General features: G+C 72.7%; 16 protein-coding genes, 1 pseudogene and 1 riboswitch. Of the genes and pseudogenes, 11 read left to right on the top strand and 6 right to left on the bottom strand.

Annotated features, from left to right (window positions below; all coding sequences use genetic code 11):
* Positions 1-17: 17 nt before the first annotated feature.
* Both KCH_RS07325 and KCH_RS42380 read right to left on the bottom strand, forming a co-directional pair.
* Positions 18-1,487 carry an MFS transporter gene (locus KCH_RS07325; protein ID WP_035860425.1) on the bottom strand — a complete coding sequence of 490 codons (1,470 nt, stop codon included), beginning with the start codon at positions 1,485-1,487 and terminating at the stop codon, positions 18-20.
* 187 nt (positions 1,488-1,674) lie between these two features.
* Positions 1,675-2,919: a PRC and DUF2382 domain-containing protein gene (locus tag KCH_RS42380; protein ID WP_063750128.1), complete on the bottom strand. Its 1,245-nt coding sequence runs from the start codon at positions 2,917-2,919 to the stop codon at positions 1,675-1,677.
* A 187-nt stretch (positions 2,920-3,106) separates the two neighbouring features.
* Positions 3,107-3,212, top strand: a riboswitch (glycine riboswitch).
* Positions 3,213-3,429: 217 nt separating this feature from the next.
* On the opposite strand from KCH_RS42380, the gene gcvP reads away from it, so the two are divergent.
* A complete protein-coding gene (gene gcvP / locus KCH_RS07315) occupies positions 3,430-6,300 on the top strand; it encodes an aminomethyl-transferring glycine dehydrogenase (protein ID WP_035860423.1) in 2,871 nt (956 codons plus the stop codon).
* Between the two features lie 238 nt (positions 6,301-6,538).
* On the opposite strand, the gene KCH_RS07310 is transcribed toward gcvP, so the two are convergent.
* Positions 6,539-6,919, bottom strand: coding sequence for a DUF1844 domain-containing protein (locus KCH_RS07310; RefSeq protein ID WP_035860421.1), 381 nt, complete (start codon positions 6,917-6,919; stop codon positions 6,539-6,541).
* Between the two features lie 461 nt (positions 6,920-7,380).
* On the opposite strand from KCH_RS07310, the gene infC reads away from it, so the two are divergent.
* From infC to pheT, 7 genes are all read left to right on the top strand, one after another.
* Positions 7,381-8,076, top strand: a complete 696-nt coding sequence (infC, locus tag KCH_RS07305) for a translation initiation factor IF-3 (RefSeq protein ID WP_051652844.1) — start codon at positions 7,381-7,383, stop codon at positions 8,074-8,076.
* A gap of 132 nt (positions 8,077-8,208) precedes the next feature.
* Positions 8,209-8,403, top strand: coding sequence for a 50S ribosomal protein L35 (rpmI, locus tag KCH_RS07300; protein WP_030268653.1), 195 nt, complete (start codon positions 8,209-8,211; stop codon positions 8,401-8,403).
* A 104-nt stretch (positions 8,404-8,507) separates the two neighbouring features.
* Entirely contained in the window at positions 8,508-8,894 is a 387-nt protein-coding gene (gene rplT / locus KCH_RS07295; protein WP_035860415.1) for a 50S ribosomal protein L20, read from the top strand.
* Between the two features lie 110 nt (positions 8,895-9,004).
* Positions 9,005-9,865, top strand: a complete 861-nt coding sequence (locus KCH_RS07290) for a TrmH family RNA methyltransferase (protein WP_035860413.1) — start codon at positions 9,005-9,007, stop codon at positions 9,863-9,865.
* 50 nt (positions 9,866-9,915) lie between these two features.
* Positions 9,916-11,010, top strand: a complete 1,095-nt coding sequence (locus tag KCH_RS07285; protein WP_035860410.1) for a sensor histidine kinase — start codon at positions 9,916-9,918, stop codon at positions 11,008-11,010.
* A 130-nt stretch (positions 11,011-11,140) separates the two neighbouring features.
* Positions 11,141-12,262, top strand: coding sequence for a phenylalanine--tRNA ligase subunit alpha (pheS, locus tag KCH_RS07280; protein WP_035860408.1), 1,122 nt, complete (start codon positions 11,141-11,143; stop codon positions 12,260-12,262).
* On the top strand, positions 12,262-14,772 hold the full coding sequence (pheT, locus tag KCH_RS07275; protein ID WP_035860405.1) for a phenylalanine--tRNA ligase subunit beta: 2,511 nt from the start codon (positions 12,262-12,264) through the stop codon (positions 14,770-14,772). The genes pheS and pheT overlap by 1 nt, the downstream gene beginning before the upstream one ends.
* 80 nt (positions 14,773-14,852) lie before the next feature.
* On the opposite strand, the gene KCH_RS07270 is transcribed toward pheT, so the two are convergent.
* Entirely contained in the window at positions 14,853-15,245 is a 393-nt protein-coding gene (locus KCH_RS07270; protein ID WP_035860402.1) for a hypothetical protein, read from the bottom strand.
* 165 nt (positions 15,246-15,410) lie between these two features.
* Here KCH_RS07270 and KCH_RS44140 point away from each other — a divergent pair, with 165 nt between their 5' ends.
* Positions 15,411-15,806 (top strand): hypothetical protein, encoded by a 396-nt coding sequence (locus KCH_RS44140; RefSeq protein ID WP_244305217.1) that lies wholly within the window; start codon positions 15,411-15,413, stop codon positions 15,804-15,806.
* Positions 15,807-16,163: 357 nt separating this feature from the next.
* Here KCH_RS44140 and KCH_RS07265 read toward each other — a convergent pair whose 3' ends face one another.
* The gene (locus KCH_RS07265) at positions 16,164-16,652 is read right to left on the bottom strand and encodes a GNAT family N-acetyltransferase (protein WP_035860398.1); all 489 of its coding nucleotides are present in this window, start codon (positions 16,650-16,652) and stop codon (positions 16,164-16,166) included.
* A gap of 190 nt (positions 16,653-16,842) precedes the next feature.
* Between KCH_RS07265 and KCH_RS07260 the strand changes: the two genes are divergently transcribed.
* Together KCH_RS07260 and KCH_RS37040 are read left to right on the top strand one after the other, a co-directional pair.
* Positions 16,843-17,658 (top strand): chitosanase, encoded by an 816-nt coding sequence (locus KCH_RS07260; RefSeq protein WP_035860395.1) that lies wholly within the window; start codon positions 16,843-16,845, stop codon positions 17,656-17,658.
* Between the two features lie 191 nt (positions 17,659-17,849).
* The gene (locus KCH_RS37040) at positions 17,850-18,239 is read left to right on the top strand and encodes a hypothetical protein (RefSeq protein ID WP_051652843.1); all 390 of its coding nucleotides are present in this window, start codon (positions 17,850-17,852) and stop codon (positions 18,237-18,239) included.
* Between the two features lie 91 nt (positions 18,240-18,330).
* On the opposite strand, the pseudogene KCH_RS39300 reads toward KCH_RS37040, so the two are convergent.
* Positions 18,331-18,447 (bottom strand): annotated as a pseudogene (locus KCH_RS39300) (3-hydroxyacyl-CoA dehydrogenase family protein); the annotation flags it as partial.
* Positions 18,448-19,131 lie beyond the last annotated feature (684 nt).

Raw genomic sequence — 19,131 nt, 5'->3', positions numbered from 1 at the left:
GTACGCGAGGGACGCCGTCAGGCGTCGGTCTTGGCGAGCGCCGGCGCGGGCTGCTCGGAGGGGGTGGCGGCGGCCTTGATGCGGCGGATGCCGAACGGGACGACCGCGGCGACCAGGCACATCACGCCGGCGACCCAGAAGGCGTGCTGGTAGGCGTCCAGCGTGGGCAGCTGCACGGGGATCGGCAGCTTGAGGGTGTCGCCGGTGAGGATCGCGGCCATCACGGCGGTGCCGACGGCGCCGCCGACGGTGCGCAGCACGGCGTTCATGCCGTTGGCGATGCCGGACTGCTCGGCGGGCACGGCGCCGTTGATGTAGGCGGGCATGGCCGCGTAGGCCAGGCCGACGCCGAGGCCGAAGACCGCGGAGGAGAAGTAGACGTCGAACTCGGCGTCGTGACGCACCGCCAGGTAGGCCATCGCGACCGCGCCGAGCAGGCCGCCGAGGACCAGCGGCAGGCGCGGGCCGCGGCGGGCGATCAGCAGCGCGCCGAGCGGGGCGGCGACCATGGAGCCGATCGCGGAGGGCAGCAGCATGATGCCGGCGTGCAGCACGGTGGCGGTGAAGCCGTAGTGGGCGAGCTTCTCCGGGGTCTGCGCGAAGTTGCTGATCACCATGAACGAGCCGTACATGCCGAAGCCGATCAGCAGGCCGGCGATGTTGGTGAACGCGACGGCCGGGCGGGCCATCATCGACAGGTCGACCAGGGGGTGCGAGACCTTCGACTCGACCAGCAGCCACAGCAGGGCGACGACCGCGGCGACGGCGAACAGGCCGAGCGTGCGGGTGGAGGTCCAGCCCCACTCGTTGCCGCGGCTGACGGCGATCAGCAGCGCGGACAGCCAGCCGGCCAGGGTGAGCGCGCCGAGCGGGTCGGCGCCGCCCTCCTTGTCGACGACCGGGTCGGCGGGCACCCGCACGATCACCAGGACGACCGCGAGCAGGGCGAAGACCAGGCCCATCCAGAAGATCGACTTGTAGCTCCAGTGCTCCAGCAGCAGGCCGGTGGCGACCAGGCCGAGGCCGGAGCCGACGCCCATGGAGGCGGAGATGGCGGCGACGCCGCCGGTGACCTTCTGCTTGGGCAGTTCGTCGCGGACGATGCTGATGGCCAGCGGCAGCACGCCACCGCCCGCGCCCTGCAGGACCCGGGCGACGACCAGCCAGCCGAAGGAGTGGGTGGCGACGGCCAGGCCGGAGCCGATGACCAGGCCGGCCAGCGAGACCAGCAGCATCGGCTTGCGGCCGCGCAGGTCGCCGAAGCGGCCGAGCAGCGGGGTGAGGACCGCCGCGGACAGCAGGTTGGCGGTCATCAGCCAGGTGATGTCGGAGCCCGAGACGTTCAGCTCGCGGGCCAGCCCCGGCAGGATCGGGACGACCGCGGTCTGCACCACGCTGTAGGCCAGCATGGCGAGGATCAGCGCGGGCAGGACCCTGGCGCTGGTGGGCTGGGCGGCCGTGGCGGTGGGCTGTGGTGCCTCACTCACGGGGAATCCTCCGGGTGCTTCAGTCAGGCGATAGTGCAGGAACTGAAGTAACGATGTCGGCAGATGCTTCAATATGTCAAATATCTAAAGGTGAAGCTTTGGCAAAGTCGAAGCCCCGGCCCGCAGAAGCGGACCGGGGCCGGGAGTTGGCGCACCGTCAGGCGTGTGACGGACGCCTCGGGACTCCTCAGACCGAGCGCATCGGCTCCGGACGGGCGTGCCCCGAGCCGTCGCCGTTCGCCGCCCCCGCCGCCCCCGCCGCCTCCGGAGTCGCCGGCGTCGACGGGCGGTGCGGCTGCGGGTGCTGGTCGGCGTGCGCGGCCGCCGGGGACTGCGGCTGCGCGTTCCACGGCTGCCGCTGCTGCGTCCGGCCGTCCGCGCCGTCCGCCGCGTCGTGCACCTCGACGTGCTCGCGGCGCAGCTCCTCGCGGATCACCTCCTCCTCGGTGTACCGCTCCACCACCAGCCGCACCCGCTCCACCGGCGCCAGGTACTTGCGCACCACCGGGCGCTCCTCGTGCAGCGTGACCTCCTCGACCGCCTCGGCGATCTCCTGGTCGGACAGCGCCGCCCGCTCCGCGTCCGACACCGGGATCCGCTCCACCCGCACCCGCTCGCGCACCACCGGCACCCGGCGCTCCACCGCCTCGGTGGTCACGTACTTGCGCAACCGGGCGGTGCCGACCGGGTGCCACTCGGTGGTGACGTCCAGGCGTTCCTCGCGGCAGGTGATCTCCACCGGCGGCGTCCGATCCGCCTGCGCGGCGGCCCCGTCGGACCGCTTCTGCTCCGCCTTCGGGGCAGAGTCCTTCGGGGTGGTGTCCTTCGGCGCGGTGTCCTTCGGGACGGCAGCCTCCTTCGGCGCGCTCTCCTTGGACTCGCTCTCCTTGGGGGCGGTGTCCCTGGGGGCGCTTTCCTTCGGGCCGGTGTACGGCGTGAATGCGGCAGGCGCGGCCGGGGCGGTGTGCGTGGGGGCCGGGCGGTGCACCGGGTCGGGGGAGGAGGCGACGGTGCCGAAGTCGCGGTCGGCGGCCGGCCCGCCCTTCCCGGCGGCGGCGGTGGTGCTGGCGGGCGGGGCCGGTGCGGGCGCCGGCCGGACGCTCTCCGCGGAGTCGTCGGCGCTGCTGTCCAGCCCGTAGTAGCGGTACAGCTGGAGCTCCTGCGCCGGCGACAGGTGCTGGCCGACCCCGAAGTCCGGGGACTCCTTGATCAGTGACTTGTCGTACGGGACGCGCAGCTCGTCGCCCGCGAACTCGCTGGTCGTCAGCGGGACGAAGGCGTCCCGGCCGAAGATCCCGGTACGGACGGCGGCCCACTCCGGCTCGCCGGTGGCGTCGTCCAGGTAGACCTCGTCGACCGTGCCGATCTTGTCACCGTTGCGGTCGACCGCCTTGTGCCCGATCAGGTCGCGCGGATCGATGTCGGTCTGCACGCTGTCCTCCAGTGCTGCTGCTCCTGAGGGCCGTCGGAGGAGCGGTCGGAGGAGCGTGCCGGGCCGCCACTTCACACCAAAAGGCACGTAACGGACGGTGGCACTCCGGGCGCGGCCGTCCGGGGCGGATCACACGGCCGTACCGGTGATTGCGCAGGTCCGCGCTGGTACCCTGGGCGGCGACCGCCGAGCCCGCTCGGGAGAGTCCCGGCCCCGCCCAACAGGGGGTTGCGGGACGCCGAAGGAGCAACCCCTCCCCGGAATCTCTCAGGCATCCGTACCGAGCAGGATCAGGTCACTCTGGAAAGCAGGGCAGACCGTCGGCACCGAAGCCGACGGGCACTGACCTCGCCGACGGTGCAAGCCGACCGGGCCACCTCCCGGGCGCGCGAAGCTCTCAGGTACCGATGACAGAGGGGGAGGCTGACGGGTTCGTACGCCCGGACGCTCCTGCGGCGGCCGGCCGGCGTGCGTCCCACCGCCGGTCCGCGACCAGGAGGCCCGACCCCCATGAACGCCCAGCCGACGCTCAGCGACCTTGAGCAGGCCAGCCCCTTCGAGCACCGCCACATCGGTCCCGACAGCGACGCCCAGCAGAAGATGCTGGCCCAGGTCGGCTACGGCTCGCTGGACGAACTGTCCGCCGCCGCCGTGCCGGACGCCATCCGCAGCCTCACCGCACTCGGTCTGCCCGCCGGCCGCAGCGAGGCCCAGGTCCTCGCCGAACTGCGCGAGCTGGCCGGCCGCAACCAGGTCCTCACCTCGATGATCGGCCTCGGCTACTACGGCACCTTCACCCCGCCGGTCATCCTGCGCAACGTCCTCGAGAACCCCGCCTGGTACACCGCGTACACCCCGTACCAGCCGGAGATCTCCCAGGGCCGCCTGGAGGCCCTGCTCAACTTCCAGACCATGGTCTCCGACCTGACCGGCCTGGCCACCTCCGGCTCCTCGCTGCTCGACGAGGGCACCGCGGCCGCCGAGGCGATGGCCCTCGCCCGGCGCGTCACCAAGGTCAAGGGCGGCGTCTTCCTGGTCGACGCCGACACCCTGCCGCAGACCCTCGCCGTGATCGAGACCCGCGCCGAGCCGACCGGCGTCGAGGTCGTCACCGCCGACCTGTCGAACGGCATCCCCGCCGAGATCGCCGAGCGCGGCGTGTTCGGCGTGCTGCTCCAGTACCCCGGCGCGTCCGGCGCGGTGCGCGAGATCAAGCCCGTCATCGAGCAGGCCCACGGCCTCGGCGCGGTCGTCGCCGTCGCCGCCGACCTGCTGGCCCTCACCCTGCTGCGCTCGCCCGGCGAGCTCGGCGCCGACATCGCCTGCGGCACCTCGCAGCGCTTCGGCGTCCCGATGGGCTTCGGCGGCCCGCACGCCGGCTACCTCGCCGTGCGCGCCGAGTACGCCCGCAACCTGCCCGGCCGCCTGGTCGGCGTCTCCGTCGACGCCGACGGCAACCGCGCCTACCGGCTCGCCCTGCAGACCCGCGAGCAGCACATCCGCCGCGAGAAGGCCACCTCCAACATCTGCACCGCGCAGGTGCTGCTCGCCGTGATGGCCTCCATGTACGCCGTCTACCACGGCCCCGACGGCCTCGCCGACATCGCCCGCCGCACCCACCGCTACGCCGCCGCGCTCGCCGCCGGCCTGCGCGCGGGCGGCGTCGAGCTCGCCCACGACGCGTTCTTCGACACCGTGACCGCCGTGGTCCCGGGCCGCGCCGACGAGATCGTCGCCGCCGCGCTGGCCGCCGGCGTCAACGTCCACCGGGTGGACGCGGACCAGGTGTCCGTCTCCTGCGACGAGACCACCACCCGCGAGCACCTGGCCGCCGTGTTCGGCGCGTTCGGCGTCACCGCCGAGATCGCCGAGGACGCCGACGCGCTGCCGGCCGGCCTGCTGCGCCAGGACGAGTACCTCACCCACCCGGTGTTCCACAGCCACCGCTCCGAGACCGCCATGCTGCGCTACCTGCGCCGCCTGTCGGACCGCGACTACGCGCTCGACCGCGGCATGATCCCGCTGGGCTCCTGCACCATGAAGCTCAACGCGACCACCGAGATGGAGCCCATCACCTGGCCCGAGTTCGGCCAGCTGCACCCGTTCGCGCCGGTCGACCAGGCCGCCGGGTTCCTGACCCTCATCCGCGGGCTGGAGCAGCAGCTCGTCGAGGTCACCGGCTACGACGCCGTCTCCATCCAGCCGAACGCCGGCTCGCAGGGCGAGCTGGCCGGCCTGCTGGCCGTCCGCGCCTACCACCGTGCGAACGGCGACACCCAGCGCGACGTCTGCCTCATCCCGTCCTCCGCGCACGGCACCAACGCGGCCTCCGCCGCGATGGCCGGCATGCGGGTCGTCGTGGTGAAGACCCTCGCCGACGGCGACGTGGACGTCGAGGACCTGAAGGCCAAGATCGAGCAGCACCGCGAGCAGCTCGCCGTGCTGATGGTCACCTACCCGTCCACCCACGGCGTGTTCGAGACCCAGATCACCGACATCTGCGCGCTCGTCCACGAGGCCGGCGGCCAGGTGTACGTCGACGGCGCCAACCTGAACGCGCTGGTCGGCCTCGCCAAGCCCGGCAAGTTCGGCGCGGACGTCTCGCACCTCAACCTGCACAAGACCTTCTGCATCCCGCACGGCGGCGGCGGCCCCGGCGTCGGCCCGGTCGCCGTCCGCGCGCACCTCGCGCCGTACCTGCCGAACCACCCGATGCAGGCCGAGGCCGGCCCCGCGACCGGCGTCGGCCCGATCTCGGCCGCGCCGTGGGGCTCCGCGGCGATCCTGCCGATCTCCTGGTCGTACGTGCGCCTGATGGGCGGCGAGGGCCTCAAGCGCGCCACCCAGGTGGCCGTCCTGAACGCCAACTACATCGCCAAGCGGCTCGCCCCGCACTTCCCGGTGCTCTACACCGGCCCCGGCGGGCTGGTCGCGCACGAGTGCATCATCGACCTGCGCCCGCTCAGCAAGGAGACGGGCGTCAGCGTCGACGACATCGCCAAGCGGCTCATCGACTACGGCTTCCACGCGCCGACCATGTCCTTCCCGGTCGCCGGCACGCTGATGATCGAGCCGACCGAGTCCGAGGACCTGCACGAGATCGACCGCTTCTGCGAGGCGATGATCGCCATCCGCGGCGAGATCGAGAAGGTCGGCACGGGCGAGTGGGCGGCGGAGGACAACCCGCTGCGCAACGCCCCGCACACCGCGGCCATGCTGACCGGCGAATGGGCGCACCCCTACACCCGTGAAGAGGCCGTCTTCCCGGCGGGCGTCAACCCGGCGGACAAGTACTGGCCGGCGGTGCGACGCATCGACGGCGCGTACGGCGACCGCAACCTGGTCTGCTCGTGCCCGCCGCTGGACGAGTACGACGCGTAGTCCGCGCAGGTCGCGTAGCGCGAGCCGCCCGCTCGGGGGAGATCCCCGGGCGGGCGGCTCGGCGGGGCGTGAAGAGCGGCTGGAAGCAGAAAGGCCGCCCGTGGAGGGGAATCCCTCGGCGGGCGGCCTTTCTGCGTCGGGGGTCTTCCGCTTCGCGCGGTTCCCCGCGCCCCTGGCGGGGCGTGTCACTCGTGCAGCTTCCCGCGCCTCTGGCGGGGCGGGGGAGGGGCGGGCGGGGTCAGGAGTAGACGGGGCCCGTGAACTTCTCGCCGGGGCCGGAGCCGGGGGCGTCGGGGACGAGGGAGGCTTCGCGGAAGGCGAGCTGGAGGGAGCGGAGGCCGTCGCGGAGGGGGGCGGCGTGGAAGTTGGAGATCTCGGGGGCTCCGGCGGTGACCAGGCCGGCGAGGGCGGTGATCAGCTTGCGGGCCTCGTCGAGGTCCTTGTCGGCTTCGCCGCCCTCGGCCAGGCCGCACTTGACGGCGGCGGCGCTCATCAGGTGGACCGCGACGGTGGTGATCACCTCGACGGCGGGGACCTCGGCGATGTCGCGGGTCAGGTCGTCGAAGCCGACGCCCTCGCCGGACTCGGGGGTGTGGTCGTGGTCGGGCTGGCTGGTCACGGTGTCACTCCGGGATGCTGGTGCGAAAGCGCAGTACAAAGGGAGGGTACAAGGCGGGCGGAGGCGGGTCGGAATACCGGTCGGCCCCGGAACGCTGGTATGCTTCGAGACTGACCGGCCAGGAATCCGTTCGAGGATGCCCGGCCAGCAAGTGGAGGCTCCACTTCAGGAGGCCCGAGAGGGCAACCGCGACAGTCTCCCACCCGCGCGGCCGAAGGGCCGACGGGTCCGGTCCGTGGCGAGCGCCGGAAGGATTGCCCGCCGCCAGTGGTGTCCGTCAGGGCATCCCGGAACGTGTGGAGCCCCGCCTGTACCGTGCGGGGCTTTTTTCGTGCGTTCGGTGCTCCTGCCAGACGGCAGTGGCAGCGGAGCATGAATGAAGCCCCGCCCAGTGGTCGAAACCACTACGTGCGACCGCCGTCCGACGGCCGCATCGAAGAAGGTGCAACCGAGGAGGCCCCATCAGCACCGAGCCCCGCATCAACGACCGGATTCGCGTCCCCGAGGTGCGACTCGTCGGTCCCAGCGGCGAGCAGGTCGGCATCGTCCCGCTCGCGAAGGCGCTGGAGCTTGCCCAGGAGTACGACCTGGACCTGGTCGAGGTCGCCGCCACGGCGCGCCCGCCGGTGTGCAAGCTCATGGACTACGGCAAGTTCAAGTACGAGTCGGCGATGAAGGCCCGTGAGGCGCGCAAGAACCAGGCGCACACGGTCATCAAGGAGATGAAGCTCCGGCCGAAGATCGACCCGCACGACTATGACACCAAGAAGGGTCACGTCGTCCGGTTCCTCAAGCAGGGCGACAAGGTCAAGATCACGATCATGTTCCGCGGTCGTGAGCAGTCCCGCCCCGAGCTGGGCTTCCGACTGCTGCAGCGGCTCGCGGAGGACGTCCAGGAGCTCGGCTTCGTGGAGTCCGCGGCCAAGCAGGACGGCCGAAACATGATCATGGTTCTCGGCCCGCACAAGAAGAAGACCGAGGCGATGGCCGAGGCCCGCGCGATCGCCGACGCCCGCAAGGCGGAGCGACTCGGTCGCGGCCCGGCCGCGGAGCAGGCGGACGACGAGGTGGAGACGGTCGAGGAGACCGAGGCCGCCGAGCAGCCCGCCGAGACCGCCGAGGTCGAGCAGCCCGCCGAGACCGCCCAGGACGCCTGAGCCTTCGGGCTCGGAATCCGGACGGGATCGGCACCGGAACCGGGGCATCCGCCCCGGCGACGAGATCCATCCAGTTCCGGCCCGCACCCCCGGGTGCGGGCCGCGAACGGACCGACGAGGAGATACGGCGACATGCCGAAGCAGAAGACGCACAGCGGCGCCAGCAAGCGCTTCAAGATCACTGGCTCCGGGAAGGTGCTGCGCGAGCGTGCCGGCCGTCGCCACCTGCTTGAGCACAAGCCCTCGACGCTGACCCGCAAGCTGGCCGGCAACGCCGAGATGGCCCCCGGCGACGCCAAGAAGATCAAGAAGCTTCTCGGCAAGTGATCGCCCGCCCGCGGCGCCGCTGCGGGCACAGCTGATCCTTACCGACCGAATCGAATAACGGACCGGCGGCACGAACCGGGGGTCCGGAACCAAGGAGTTATGAAGTGGCACGCGTCAAGCGGGCAGTGAACGCCCACAAGAAGCGCCGGGTCATCCTGGAGCGCGCCTCCGGCTACCGCGGCCAGCGCTCGCGCCTGTACCGCAAGGCCAAGGAGCAGGTCACCCACTCGCTCGTTTACAACTTCAACGACCGCAAGAAGCGCAAGGGCGACTTCCGTCAGCTGTGGATCCAGCGCATCAACGCCGCTGCCCGCGCCAACGGCATGACCTACAACCGCTTCGTGCAGGGCCTGAAGGCCGCCGGCGTCGAGATCGACCGCAAGATGCTCGCCGAGCTCGCGGTCAACGACACCGTCGCGTTCCACGCGCTGGTCGAGGTCGCCCAGAAGGCGCTGCCGGAGGACGTCAACGCCCCCAAGGTCGCCGCCTGATCCAGGCCGTGCCCTGACTTGCTTTTCCCGGACCCGCAGGCCGACCGGCCTGCGGGTCCGTGCGTGAGCGCGACTTGTCCGCCCGCCCCTCCGTGACGAAGAACGTGAGCATGAGCACCGAGACCCCCCTGCTGACCTCCCTGCGCTCCCCGCGCGTCGTCGCCGCCCGCCGTCTGGCCAAGCGCAACCAGCGGAGCAAGGAGCGGCGTTTCCTGGCCGAGGGCCCGCAGGCCGTGCGGGAGGCGGTGGCGTTCGGGCGGCTGCCCGACGGGGAGCACACCGTGGTGGAGGTCTACCTGACCCGGGAGGCCGCCGAGCGGCACGCCGAGATCGTCGCCACCGCGCGCAACGAGGGCCTGCCGGTGCTGACCGCCACCGAGGAGGTCATCGCGGAGATCTGCGACACCGTCACCCCGCAGGGCATCGTCGCGCTGTGCCGGTTCATCGACACCCCGTTCGAGCAGGTGCTGGCGGCCCGGCCGAAGCTGGTCGCGGTGCTCGCGCACGTGCGCGACCCCGGGAACGCGGGCACCGTGCTGCGGACCGCGGACGCGGCCGGCGCGGACGCGGTGGTGCTGACCGACGCCTCGGTGGACCCGTACAACCCGAAGGCGGTGCGGGCGTCGGTGGGCAGCCTGTTCCACCTGCCGGTGGCGACCGGGGTGCCGGTGCAGGAGGCGGTGGCGCGGCTGCGCGAGGCCGGGGTGCGGGTGCTGGCCGCGGACGGCGCCGGGCAGCGCGACCTGGACCAGGAACTGGACGAGGGCTCGCTGGAGGGCCCGTGCGCGTGGGTGTTCGGCAACGAGGCGTGGGGCCTGCCGGAGGAGACCCGGGCGCTGGCGGACGAGGTGGTGCGCGTCCCCATCCACGGGCACGCGGAGAGCTTGAACCTCGCGACCGCCGCCGCCGTGTGCCTGTACGCCTCCGCGCGCGCCCAGCGCTCCCCCGGCGGGTGTCGCGGCACGGCCTGAGCGCGCTAGGGTCGGTCCTCAAAGCCGGTGCGGGGCGGGGGAGGACACCCATGGGCGGCGACGACGGCTTGGCGACCCTGGAACCGGACGACCTGCCGGACGGGCTGGTGGTCGCGGACGAGCAGGGCCGGGTGGTGGTCTTCAACCGGGCCGCCGAGCGGATCACCGGCCGCTCCGCGCACTTCGCGATCGGCGTGGCGCTGGAACGCGCACTGCCGCTGGAGGACCTCGACGGCCGGCGCTGGTGGCAGCTGACCGACCCGTACGGGGGACTGGCGGTGCGCAGCGGGCAGCCGGAGCGGAACCTGCTGCTGCCCGGCGGCCGGGAGGTGCTGGTGTGCGCCCGCTACGTGCGGGAGCGGCCGGGCGGGCCGGTGCGGCGGGTGGTGGTGTCGCTGCGCGGCACCGAGGCGCGGCGGCGCACCGAGCGCAGCCACGCCGAGCTGATCGCGACCGTCGCGCACGAGCTGCGCTCGCCGCTGACCAGCGTGAAGGGGTTCACGGCGACGCTGCTGGCGAAGTGGGAGCGCTTCAACGACGGCCAGAAGCGGGTGATGCTGGAGACCGTCGACGCGGACGCGGACCGGGTGACCCGGCTGATCGCCGAGCTGCTGGACATCTCGCGGATCGACGCGGGCCGGCTGGAGATCCGTCGCCAGCGGCTGGACCTGGCGGCGGCGGTGCGCCGGCACGTGCAGGGGAAGGTCGCGGCGGGCATCCCCGAGGAGCGGTTCGACATCCGGGTGGCGGCGCCGCCGGCCGAGCAGTGGGGCGACCCGGACAAGATCGACCAGGTGCTGGCGAACCTGCTGGAGAACGCGGTCCGGCACGGCGAGGGCACCGTGACGATCGAGGTGGGGGCGGCGAAGGACGTGGTGGAGGCGGCCGGGTCGCCGCCCCGGACGATCGAGGGCACCGCCGTCACCGTCAGCGACCAGGGCGCGGGCATCGCGGAGGAGGCGATGCCGCGGGTGTTCACCCGGTTCTGGCGGGGCTCCAAGCGCGGCGGGACGGGGCTGGGCCTGTACATCGTGAAGGGCATCGTGGAGGCGCACGGCGGGGTGATCCGGATCAGCCGGGCGGAGGGCGGCGGCGCCAGGTTCCGGTTCGTGCTGCCCGCCGGCGTCCCGGACTTCATGCTCTGATCGTCTCTCGCCCGGTGGTCGCCCCACGTGGCCGGGTGCGGCCTGCGACTACACTCGACCCTTGGCGTTCTCGCGGACGCCCGGCGAGGCAGCAGACCTGATCACGAGCAGGAGCACGGGAAGCATAGAGATGTCGGCACCCAACAAGTCGTACGACCCGGTCGAGGTCGAGGCCCTCAAGCCCGAGGTGGTGGAACAGGCCCGGGACGAGGCGATCGCCGCCTTCGCCGCCGCCGCCGACCTCGACGAGCTCAAGCAGGCGAAGGTCGCGCACACCGGCGACCGCTCGCCGCTGTCGCTCGCCAACCGTGAGATCGGTGCGCTCCCGCCGCAGGCCAAGGCCGCCGCGGGCAAGCTGATCGGCCAGGCCCGCGGAGCCGTGAACCAGGCCCTCGCGAAGCGGCAGGCCGAGCTGGAGGCGGAGCGCGACGCCCGGGTGCTGGTCGAGGAGGCGGTGGACGTCACGCTGCCCTTCGGCCGTGTCCCGCGCGGCGCCCGGCACCCGCTGACCACGCTCGCCGAGCGCATCGAGGACACCTTCGTCGCGATGGGCTACCAGGTGGCGTCCGGCCCCGAGGTCGAGGCGGAGTGGCTGAACTTCGACGCCCTCAACCTGCACGCCGACCACCCGGCCCGTTCGATGCAGGACACCTTCTTCGTCGAGGCCCCGGACGGCTCGGCCGACTCCGGCATGGTGCTGCGCACCCAGACCTCGCCGGTGCAGATCCGGGCGATGCTGGCCGGCGAGCCGCCGCTGTACGCGGTGTCCCCGGGCCGGGTGTACCGGACCGACGAGCTGGACGCCACGCACACCCCGGTGTTCCGCCAGGTCGAGGCGATCGCGGTGGACGAGGGCATCACCTTCGGCCACCTGAAGGGCACCATCGAGGTGCTGGTGGAGAAGCTGATCGGCGGCGGCCTGGAGCTGCGCTGGCGGCCCTCGTACTTCCCGTTCACCGAGCCGAGCGCCGAGATCGACCTGCAGTGCTTCGTGTGCCGCGGCGCCTCGGTGGGCAACCCGGACCGGCCGTGCCGGACCTGCTCCTCGGAGGGCTGGATCGAGCTGGGCGGCTGCGGTGTCGTCAACCCGCGGGTGCTGGTCGCCGCGGGCATCGACCCGAACCGCTACAGCGGGTTCGCGTTCGGCCTGGGCCTGGAGCGGATCCTGATGAACCGTCACAACGTCGCCGACATGCGCGACATGGTCGAGGGTGACGTCCGCTTCACCCTCCCGTTCGGGATGGAGATCTGATGCGCGTCCCGCTTTCCTGGCTGCGCGAGTACGTCGACCTGCCGGCGGGCGAGACCGGACGCGACGTCGCGGCCCGGCTGGTCCGCGCGGGTCTCGAGGTCGAGACGGTCGAGCAGCTCGGCACCGACATCAAGGGCCCGCTGGTGGTCGGCGAGGTGCTGTCGATCGACGAGCTGTCGGGCTTCAAGAAGCCGATCCGGCACTGCTTCGTCAACGTCGGCAGCGCCAACGGCACCGGTGAGCCGCAGGAGATCGTCTGCGGCGCGACCAACTTCCAGGTCGGCGACAAGGTCGTGGTGATCCTGCCCGGCGGCGTGCTGCCCGGCCCGTTCCCGATCTCCGCCCGGCAGACCTACGGCCACACCTCGGCCGGCATGATCTGCTCGGCCCGCGAGCTGGGCATGGGCGACGACCACAACGGCATCATCGTGCTGCCGCCGGAGTACGAGCCCGGCACCGACGCGATCGAGCTGCTGCAGCTGGTCGACGAGGTCCTCGACATCGCCGTCACCCCGGACCGCGGCTACTGCCTGTCGATGCGCGGCGTGGCCCGCGAGGCCGCCGCCGCGTACGGCCTGCCGCTGGCCGACCCGGCGCTGCTGGACGTGCCGCCGGCGAACTCGTACGGCTACCTGGTGAAGGTCGCCGACCCGGTGGGCTGCGACCGCTTCGTGGCGCGCACCGTGACCGGGGTGAACCCGGCCGCGCAGTCGCCGATCTGGCTGCAGCGCCGCCTGCAGAAGTCCGGGATCCGCCCGATCTCGCTGGCCGTCGACATCACCAACTACGTGATGCTGGAGGTCGGCCAGCCGCTGCACGCGTACGACCGCGAGCGGGTGGACGGGCCGATCCAGGTCCGCCGCGCCGCCGAGGGCGAGACGCTGACCACGCTGGACGGCGTCAAGCGGAAGCTGTCCGCCGAGGACCTGCTGATCTGCGACAACAGCGGTCCGATCGGCCTGGCCGGCGTGATGGGCGGGGCGACCACCGAGATCCTCGACCCGGTCACCGACCCGGAGACCGGCGTCGTCACCGGCACCACCGAGATCATCGTCGAGGCCGCGCACTTCGAGCCGGTCGCGATCGCCCGCGCCGCGAAGCGCCACAAGCTGCCCTCCGAGGCGTCGAAGCGCTTCGAGCGCGGCGTCGACCCGGAGGCCGCCCGGGCCGCCGCGCAGCGCGCCGTGGACCTGCTGGTGCTGATCGCCGGCGGCACCGCCGAGGCCGGGGTGACGGACATCGCCGCCCCGCACCCGGTGCGCACCATCTCCATCGACGCGGGCCTGCCCGACCGGGTGGCCGGCGCCGAGTACGGCCGCGAGACCGTCACCCGCCGCCTGCAGGAGGTCGGCTGCACGGTCGTCGGCGCGGACGTCCTGGAGGTCACCCCGCCGTCCTGGCGGCCCGACCTGACCGACCCGTACGACCTGGTCGAGGAGGTCGTCCGGCTGGAGGGCTACGACAACGTCCCCGCCCGGATGCCCACCACGCCGCCCGGCCGCGGCCTGTCCGAGGCGCAGCGCTTCCACCGCCGGGTGGGCGTGGCGCTGGCCGGGGCCGGCTACGTGGAGATCAACGCGTACCCGTTCGTCGGCGAGGCCGCGTTCGACGGCCTCGGCCTGGACGCGGACGACGCGCGCCGCCGGGTCGTGAAGCTGGTCAACCCGCTGAACGACGCCGAGCCGGCGCTGCGCACCACGCTGCTGCCGGGTCTGCTGGGCGCGCTGCGCCGCAACGTGGGCCGCGGCAACACCGACCTGGCGCTGTTCGAGACGGGCACGGTGTTCCTGCCGAAGGCGGAGCGGAAGGTCGCGCCGCGGCTGCCGGTGGACCGCCGGCCCACCGAGGAACAGCTGGCCGAGCTGAACGCGGCGCTGCCGGACCAGCCGCGCCGGGTCGCCGTCGCGCTGACCGGTGAGCGGCTGCCGTCGGGCTGGTGGGGCAAGGGCGCGCCGTCCGGCTGGGCGGACGCGATCGAGGCGGCCCGCACGGTCGCCGCGGCCGCGGGCGTGGAGCTGACGGTCCGCCAGGCGCAGTACGCGCCGTGGCACCCGGGCCGGTGCGCGGAGCTGCTGGTCGGCGACGAGGTCGTGGGCCACGCGGGCGAGCTGCACCCGCGGGTGATCAAGGCGATGCACCTGCCGGAGCGGACCTCCGCGATGGAGCTCGACCTGGACCTGGTGTTCGAGGACGGCCGCCGGGTGTCCGGGCCGCCGGTGTCGGCGTACCCGGTGGCGACGCAGGACGTGGCGCTGATCGTGGACGCGGGCGTGCACGCGGCGGACGTGGAGTCGGCGCTACGCGAGGGTGCGGGCGAACTGCTGGAGTCGCTGCGGCTGTTCGACGTGTTCACCGGCGAGCAGGCGGGCGCGGGCAAGAAGTCGCTGGCGTACACGCTGCGCTTCCGGGCCACCGACCGGACGCTGACCGCGGACGAGGCGTCGGCGGCCCGCGAGTCGGCGGTCGCGGTGGCCGCCGAGCGCACCGGCGCGGTGCTGCGCGGGGCCTGACGGTACGACAGGAGCCTCGCCGGGCCGGGACCTTCGGGTTCCGGGCCGGCGGGGCTCCGTCGTTGCCGGGGCGTTGCCGGCTACTTGCAGGTGGTGTCCTTCAGCAGGGTGACGATCTTGTCGCCGTCCTCGGCGGTGAGGCCGGCCTTCACCTCGGCGAACTTGGCGGCGGCGACCTGGCCGAGGCCCGCGCCGTCGCCCTTGGACTTCTTGATCTCCTTGCAGACCTCGGCGGCGGCGTCGATGGCCTTCTGCTGGTCGTCGATCAGGTCCGGGTCGATCTCCTTCAGGCCGGAGATCATGTCGATCTCGGCGCCGACGGCCTGGTCCCAGTTGTCGTCCGAGGGGGCCGCGGTGGCGGCGGGCTTCTTGGCGTCCTTGGAGCCGCTGCCCGGGAAGTCGCACGAGGTGAGGGAGAGGGCGAGGCCGAGGGCGAGGCAGCCCAGGGCGGTTCGCGTGATGACGGATCGCATGGGGGACACTGTGCCAGACCGGCGGCGGGCGCCGGGCCCGGTCCCGAAAAGGTGTGCGGGGCAACACGGTTGACGTGCCGGGGGCGGCGTGCTGCCACGGTCCCCGGGTCGGCCTTCGAACGCGCCCGCGGCAGCGTCGGAGGCTCTTTCCCGACCTCTGACACGGTGTCGGGTACGGGGCGCGGCCGGGCCGCGCCCGCGCTGGGCCATCGGGAGCCGCTGCGGCGGCGCGAGTTCGCGGGCCTGTACGCGAGCTTCTCGCTGACGGCGGCGGCGGGGACGACGGCCGGTTTCGCGCTGGGTGCGCTGGTGCAGGGGCGGACCGGCTCGCCGCTGCTGACGGCGCTCAGCATGCACGGGGCGTCGTTCGCGGCGGTGCTGGGCGCGACGACGCTGATGTCGCGGACGGCGGCTGGCCGCGGCGGACGCTGGTGGCGCTGCACGGCCTCTCGCTGGCGGCGACGGCGACGGCGGCGCAGGCCGTGCCGGGGCTGCCGCTGCCGGCCCGGTTCGGGCTGCTGCTGGTGGTGGGTGCGGCGGGGATGCTGCTGGGCGACCTGACGGTGGGCCGGCTGCTGGAGGCGCAGGCGGGCGCGCTGGGCGTTCGGGCTGCGGCTGCCGCTGGCGGGGCCGTTCCTGCTGCTGGCGCTGAACCCGCCGCCGGCGGTGGGCGTTGCCGGCGGTGGGCGTTGCCGGGACCGGGTTCGCGGCGACGCTGCCGTTGCAGGAGCAGTTGCCGGCGCCGACGCCGGACGCGGAGCGCGGCCAGGTGCAGGGGGTGGAGTCGGCGGGGCGGCTCGGCCGGCGGGGCGCGGGTGCGGCGCTCGCGGGTGCGCCGGCGCACGCGGTGGGTGATCGCGCTGCCGACGGCGGTGACGGCGGCCTCCCGCCGGGCGGTGCGGCGGGAGGCCGGGGCGGTCAGAGCGGGCGGTGCATGACGTGCAGCCCGACCAGGCCGTGCACGGGGTGGCGGAAGCCCTCGGGGACGGTGCCGAGGACGCGGAAGCCGAGTGACTCGTACAGGTGCACGGCGGGGGTGTTGGTGGCGACCACGGCGTTGAACTGCATGGCGCGGAAGCCCTGTCGGCGGGCCCAGTCGAGGGTGTGCTCGCACAGGGCGCGGCCGATGCCGCGGCCGGCCCGGTCGGGGTCGACCATGAAGCTGGCGCTGGCGACGTGCGCGCCGTTGCCCCACTGGTTGTTGTTCATCTTGGCGGTGCCGACGACCGTGCCGTCGTCGTCGACGGCGACGACGGTGCGGTTGGGGGCGCGGAGCAGCCACCAGTCGCGGGCGGTGTCGGCGGTGAGGTCGACGGGGTAGGTGAACGTCTCGCCGGCGCGGACGATGCGGTGGAAGAACGGCCAGATGGCGGCCCAGTCCTCGGCGGTGGCTTCGCGGATCATCATCGCCCCCAGGATGACGGTCCGTCGGCGGCGCGGCCAGCGGTTTTCCGCCGCGCCCGGTGGCGAGTACCTGTCAGTTCCGGTCGGACGTCTTGCGGACCCGCGCCCCCGACGCTTCAATCCCTGTTAGGAAACTTTCCTAACCCTCTCCTGCGGGCACCCCCGTGCCCGCAGCCGGCCGACGGAGCGTCAGATGCAGACCAAGCACCGCACCACCCGCGCCGCCCTCGCGGTCCTGTTCGCCGCCCTCCCGCTCACCCTCGCCACCGCCGGAACGGGCACCGCCGCCGCGGCGACCGTCGGCCTGGACGACGCGCACAAGAAGGAGATCGCCATGCAGCTGGTCTCCTCCGCCGAGAACTCCTCGCTCGACTGGAAGGCCCAGTACAAGTACATCGAGGACATCGGCGACGGCCGCGGCTACACCGCCGGCATCATCGGCTTCTGTTCCGGCACCGGCGACATGCTGGAACTGGTGCAGCACTACACCGACCTCAAGTCCGGCAACGTGCTGGCGAAGTACCTGCCCGCGCTGAAGAAGGTCAACGGCAGCGACTCGCACTCCGGCCTCGGCAGCGCCTTCGTCAACGACTGGAAGACCGCCGCCAAGGACACCGTCTTCCAGACCGCGCAGAACGACGAGCGCGACCGGGTCTACTTCAACCCCTCGGTCAACCAGGGCAAGTCGGACGGGCTGCGCGCGCTCGGCCAGTTCATCTACTACGACGCCATCGTCATGCACGGCCCCGGCAACAGCAGCGACTCCTTCGGCGGGATCCGCGCCGCCGCCATGAAGAAGGCCAAGACGCCCGCCCAGGGCGGCGACGAGGCGACCTACCTGAACGCCTTCCTGGACGCCCGCAAGGTCGTCATGAAGCAGGAGGAGGCGCACGCGGACACCAGCCGGGTCGACACCGAGCAGCGGGTGTTCCTCAACGCCAAGAACTTCGACCTGAACCCGCCGCTGAAGTGGAAGGTCTACGGCGACCCGTACCAGATCAACAGCTGACCGGCCCGCCCGTCGTGCCCGGCCCCGCACCCGCGCGGGGCCGGGCGCGAGCGTGCCGCCGGCGCTCTGTTGTCGACGGTTCGTCAACACACTTGCTCCGTGCAGTTATTACAACTTGGACACAACTGGCCCGCCCGGCCCGCGGCGGTCGGTAGCGTCGGCCCCGACCGCGCCCGCCCGGAGGGGGAGCCATGCGCACCCGAGCGTTCGTCACCGCCGCCTGCCTGGCAGTCGCCCTCGCCGTCGGCGGCTGCGCACCGGCCCCCGGCAGCGGCACCGCCCTGGGCTTCGGGGCGGACCGGGCGGCCGGCGACGTCGAACTGACCGCCTGCGCCGTCGACGACGAACTGCACTGGCCCGCCGCCACCGTCCGGATCACCAACCACTCCGCCACCACCAGCAACTACGTGGTGCAGATCGCCTTCCTCGACGGCGCCGGCCGCCAGATCACCGAAGGCGTCGCCGCCGCCAGCACCCTCGCCCCTGCCCAGGACGCCGTCGAACAGGCCCAGGGCACCGCCGACCCGCAGGGCCCGGTCAGCTGCCGGGTCGTCGACATCGCCCGCTACGCCACTCCGTGACGGGCCCGGCGGCGGGACGCGCCCGAGACGCCGACGGCCGCCGCCGGTGCGGAACCGGGGGCGGCCGAACGGGGTTGACGAGGCGTCAGTTCTACGCGGTGTAGTCGTAGAAGCCGCGGCCGGACTTGCGGCCCAGCAGGCCCGCGTCCACCATCCGCGACAGCAGCGGCGGCGCCGCGTACAGCGGCTCCTTGTACTCCTCGTACATGACGCCAATGCATAGTGACGTGCAGTGATGACCTGGTAGGCGCTGTGACCTGGGCAAGAGGATTCCTCAGGTTTCCCTACGATTCCTCGGACGTCCTCATACTCAGACTCCCCATGCGCTCCCCAACTCCCCGTGCGCTCCCCGGGGAGAAGCGGCTGAGTCGCCCCGTACCCCCTGCTTGGGGGATACGGGGCGACTCGGAGGATCAGTAGGATGCCGACACGCCTCCCGAGCGAGGTGCATCCATCCGATCCATGCTCCCGTCCGCGCAGCGCCCGTTTGGGTCGGGCGCTGCCCGGCGGGCGTCCAGGGGCCCGGCCGCGAAAGCGGCCGGGCCTAGCCTCTGGTCAGTCCCAGGTCGAGTCGTTCACGCGGAGAGCGGCTGCATCGGACGGAGCCGGTGCCGGCGTCGTCGAGGTGGCGGGCGCCGGTGAGTCCCACGTCGAGTCGGCGGAGGCCGATGTGGCGATGACGCCCTGCGTGGCGGTGAGCGCTGCGGCAACCGCAACGACCGCGACAGCGGCGCGAGTCCAAGCCTTCATGCCTCTCCTTGAGGGGTTGCAGGGTCGTGCGTAGGGGAACGTTTGCAGGTATCGCTCTGCGGGCGAATCACAGCCTCCCGCCTGGACAGCCGCCAGTCCAGCCTTCTAGGCTGCCAGTAATAGCAACTGCTAGAAATTACAG

Origin of the sequence: Kitasatospora cheerisanensis KCTC 2395, from assembly GCF_000696185.1 — a bacterium.
GTDB lineage: Bacteria > Actinomycetota > Actinomycetes > Streptomycetales > Streptomycetaceae > Kitasatospora > Kitasatospora cheerisanensis.
The sequence above is the reverse complement of the archived record's forward strand: the minus strand, read 5'-3'. Positions and strand labels throughout refer to the sequence as shown.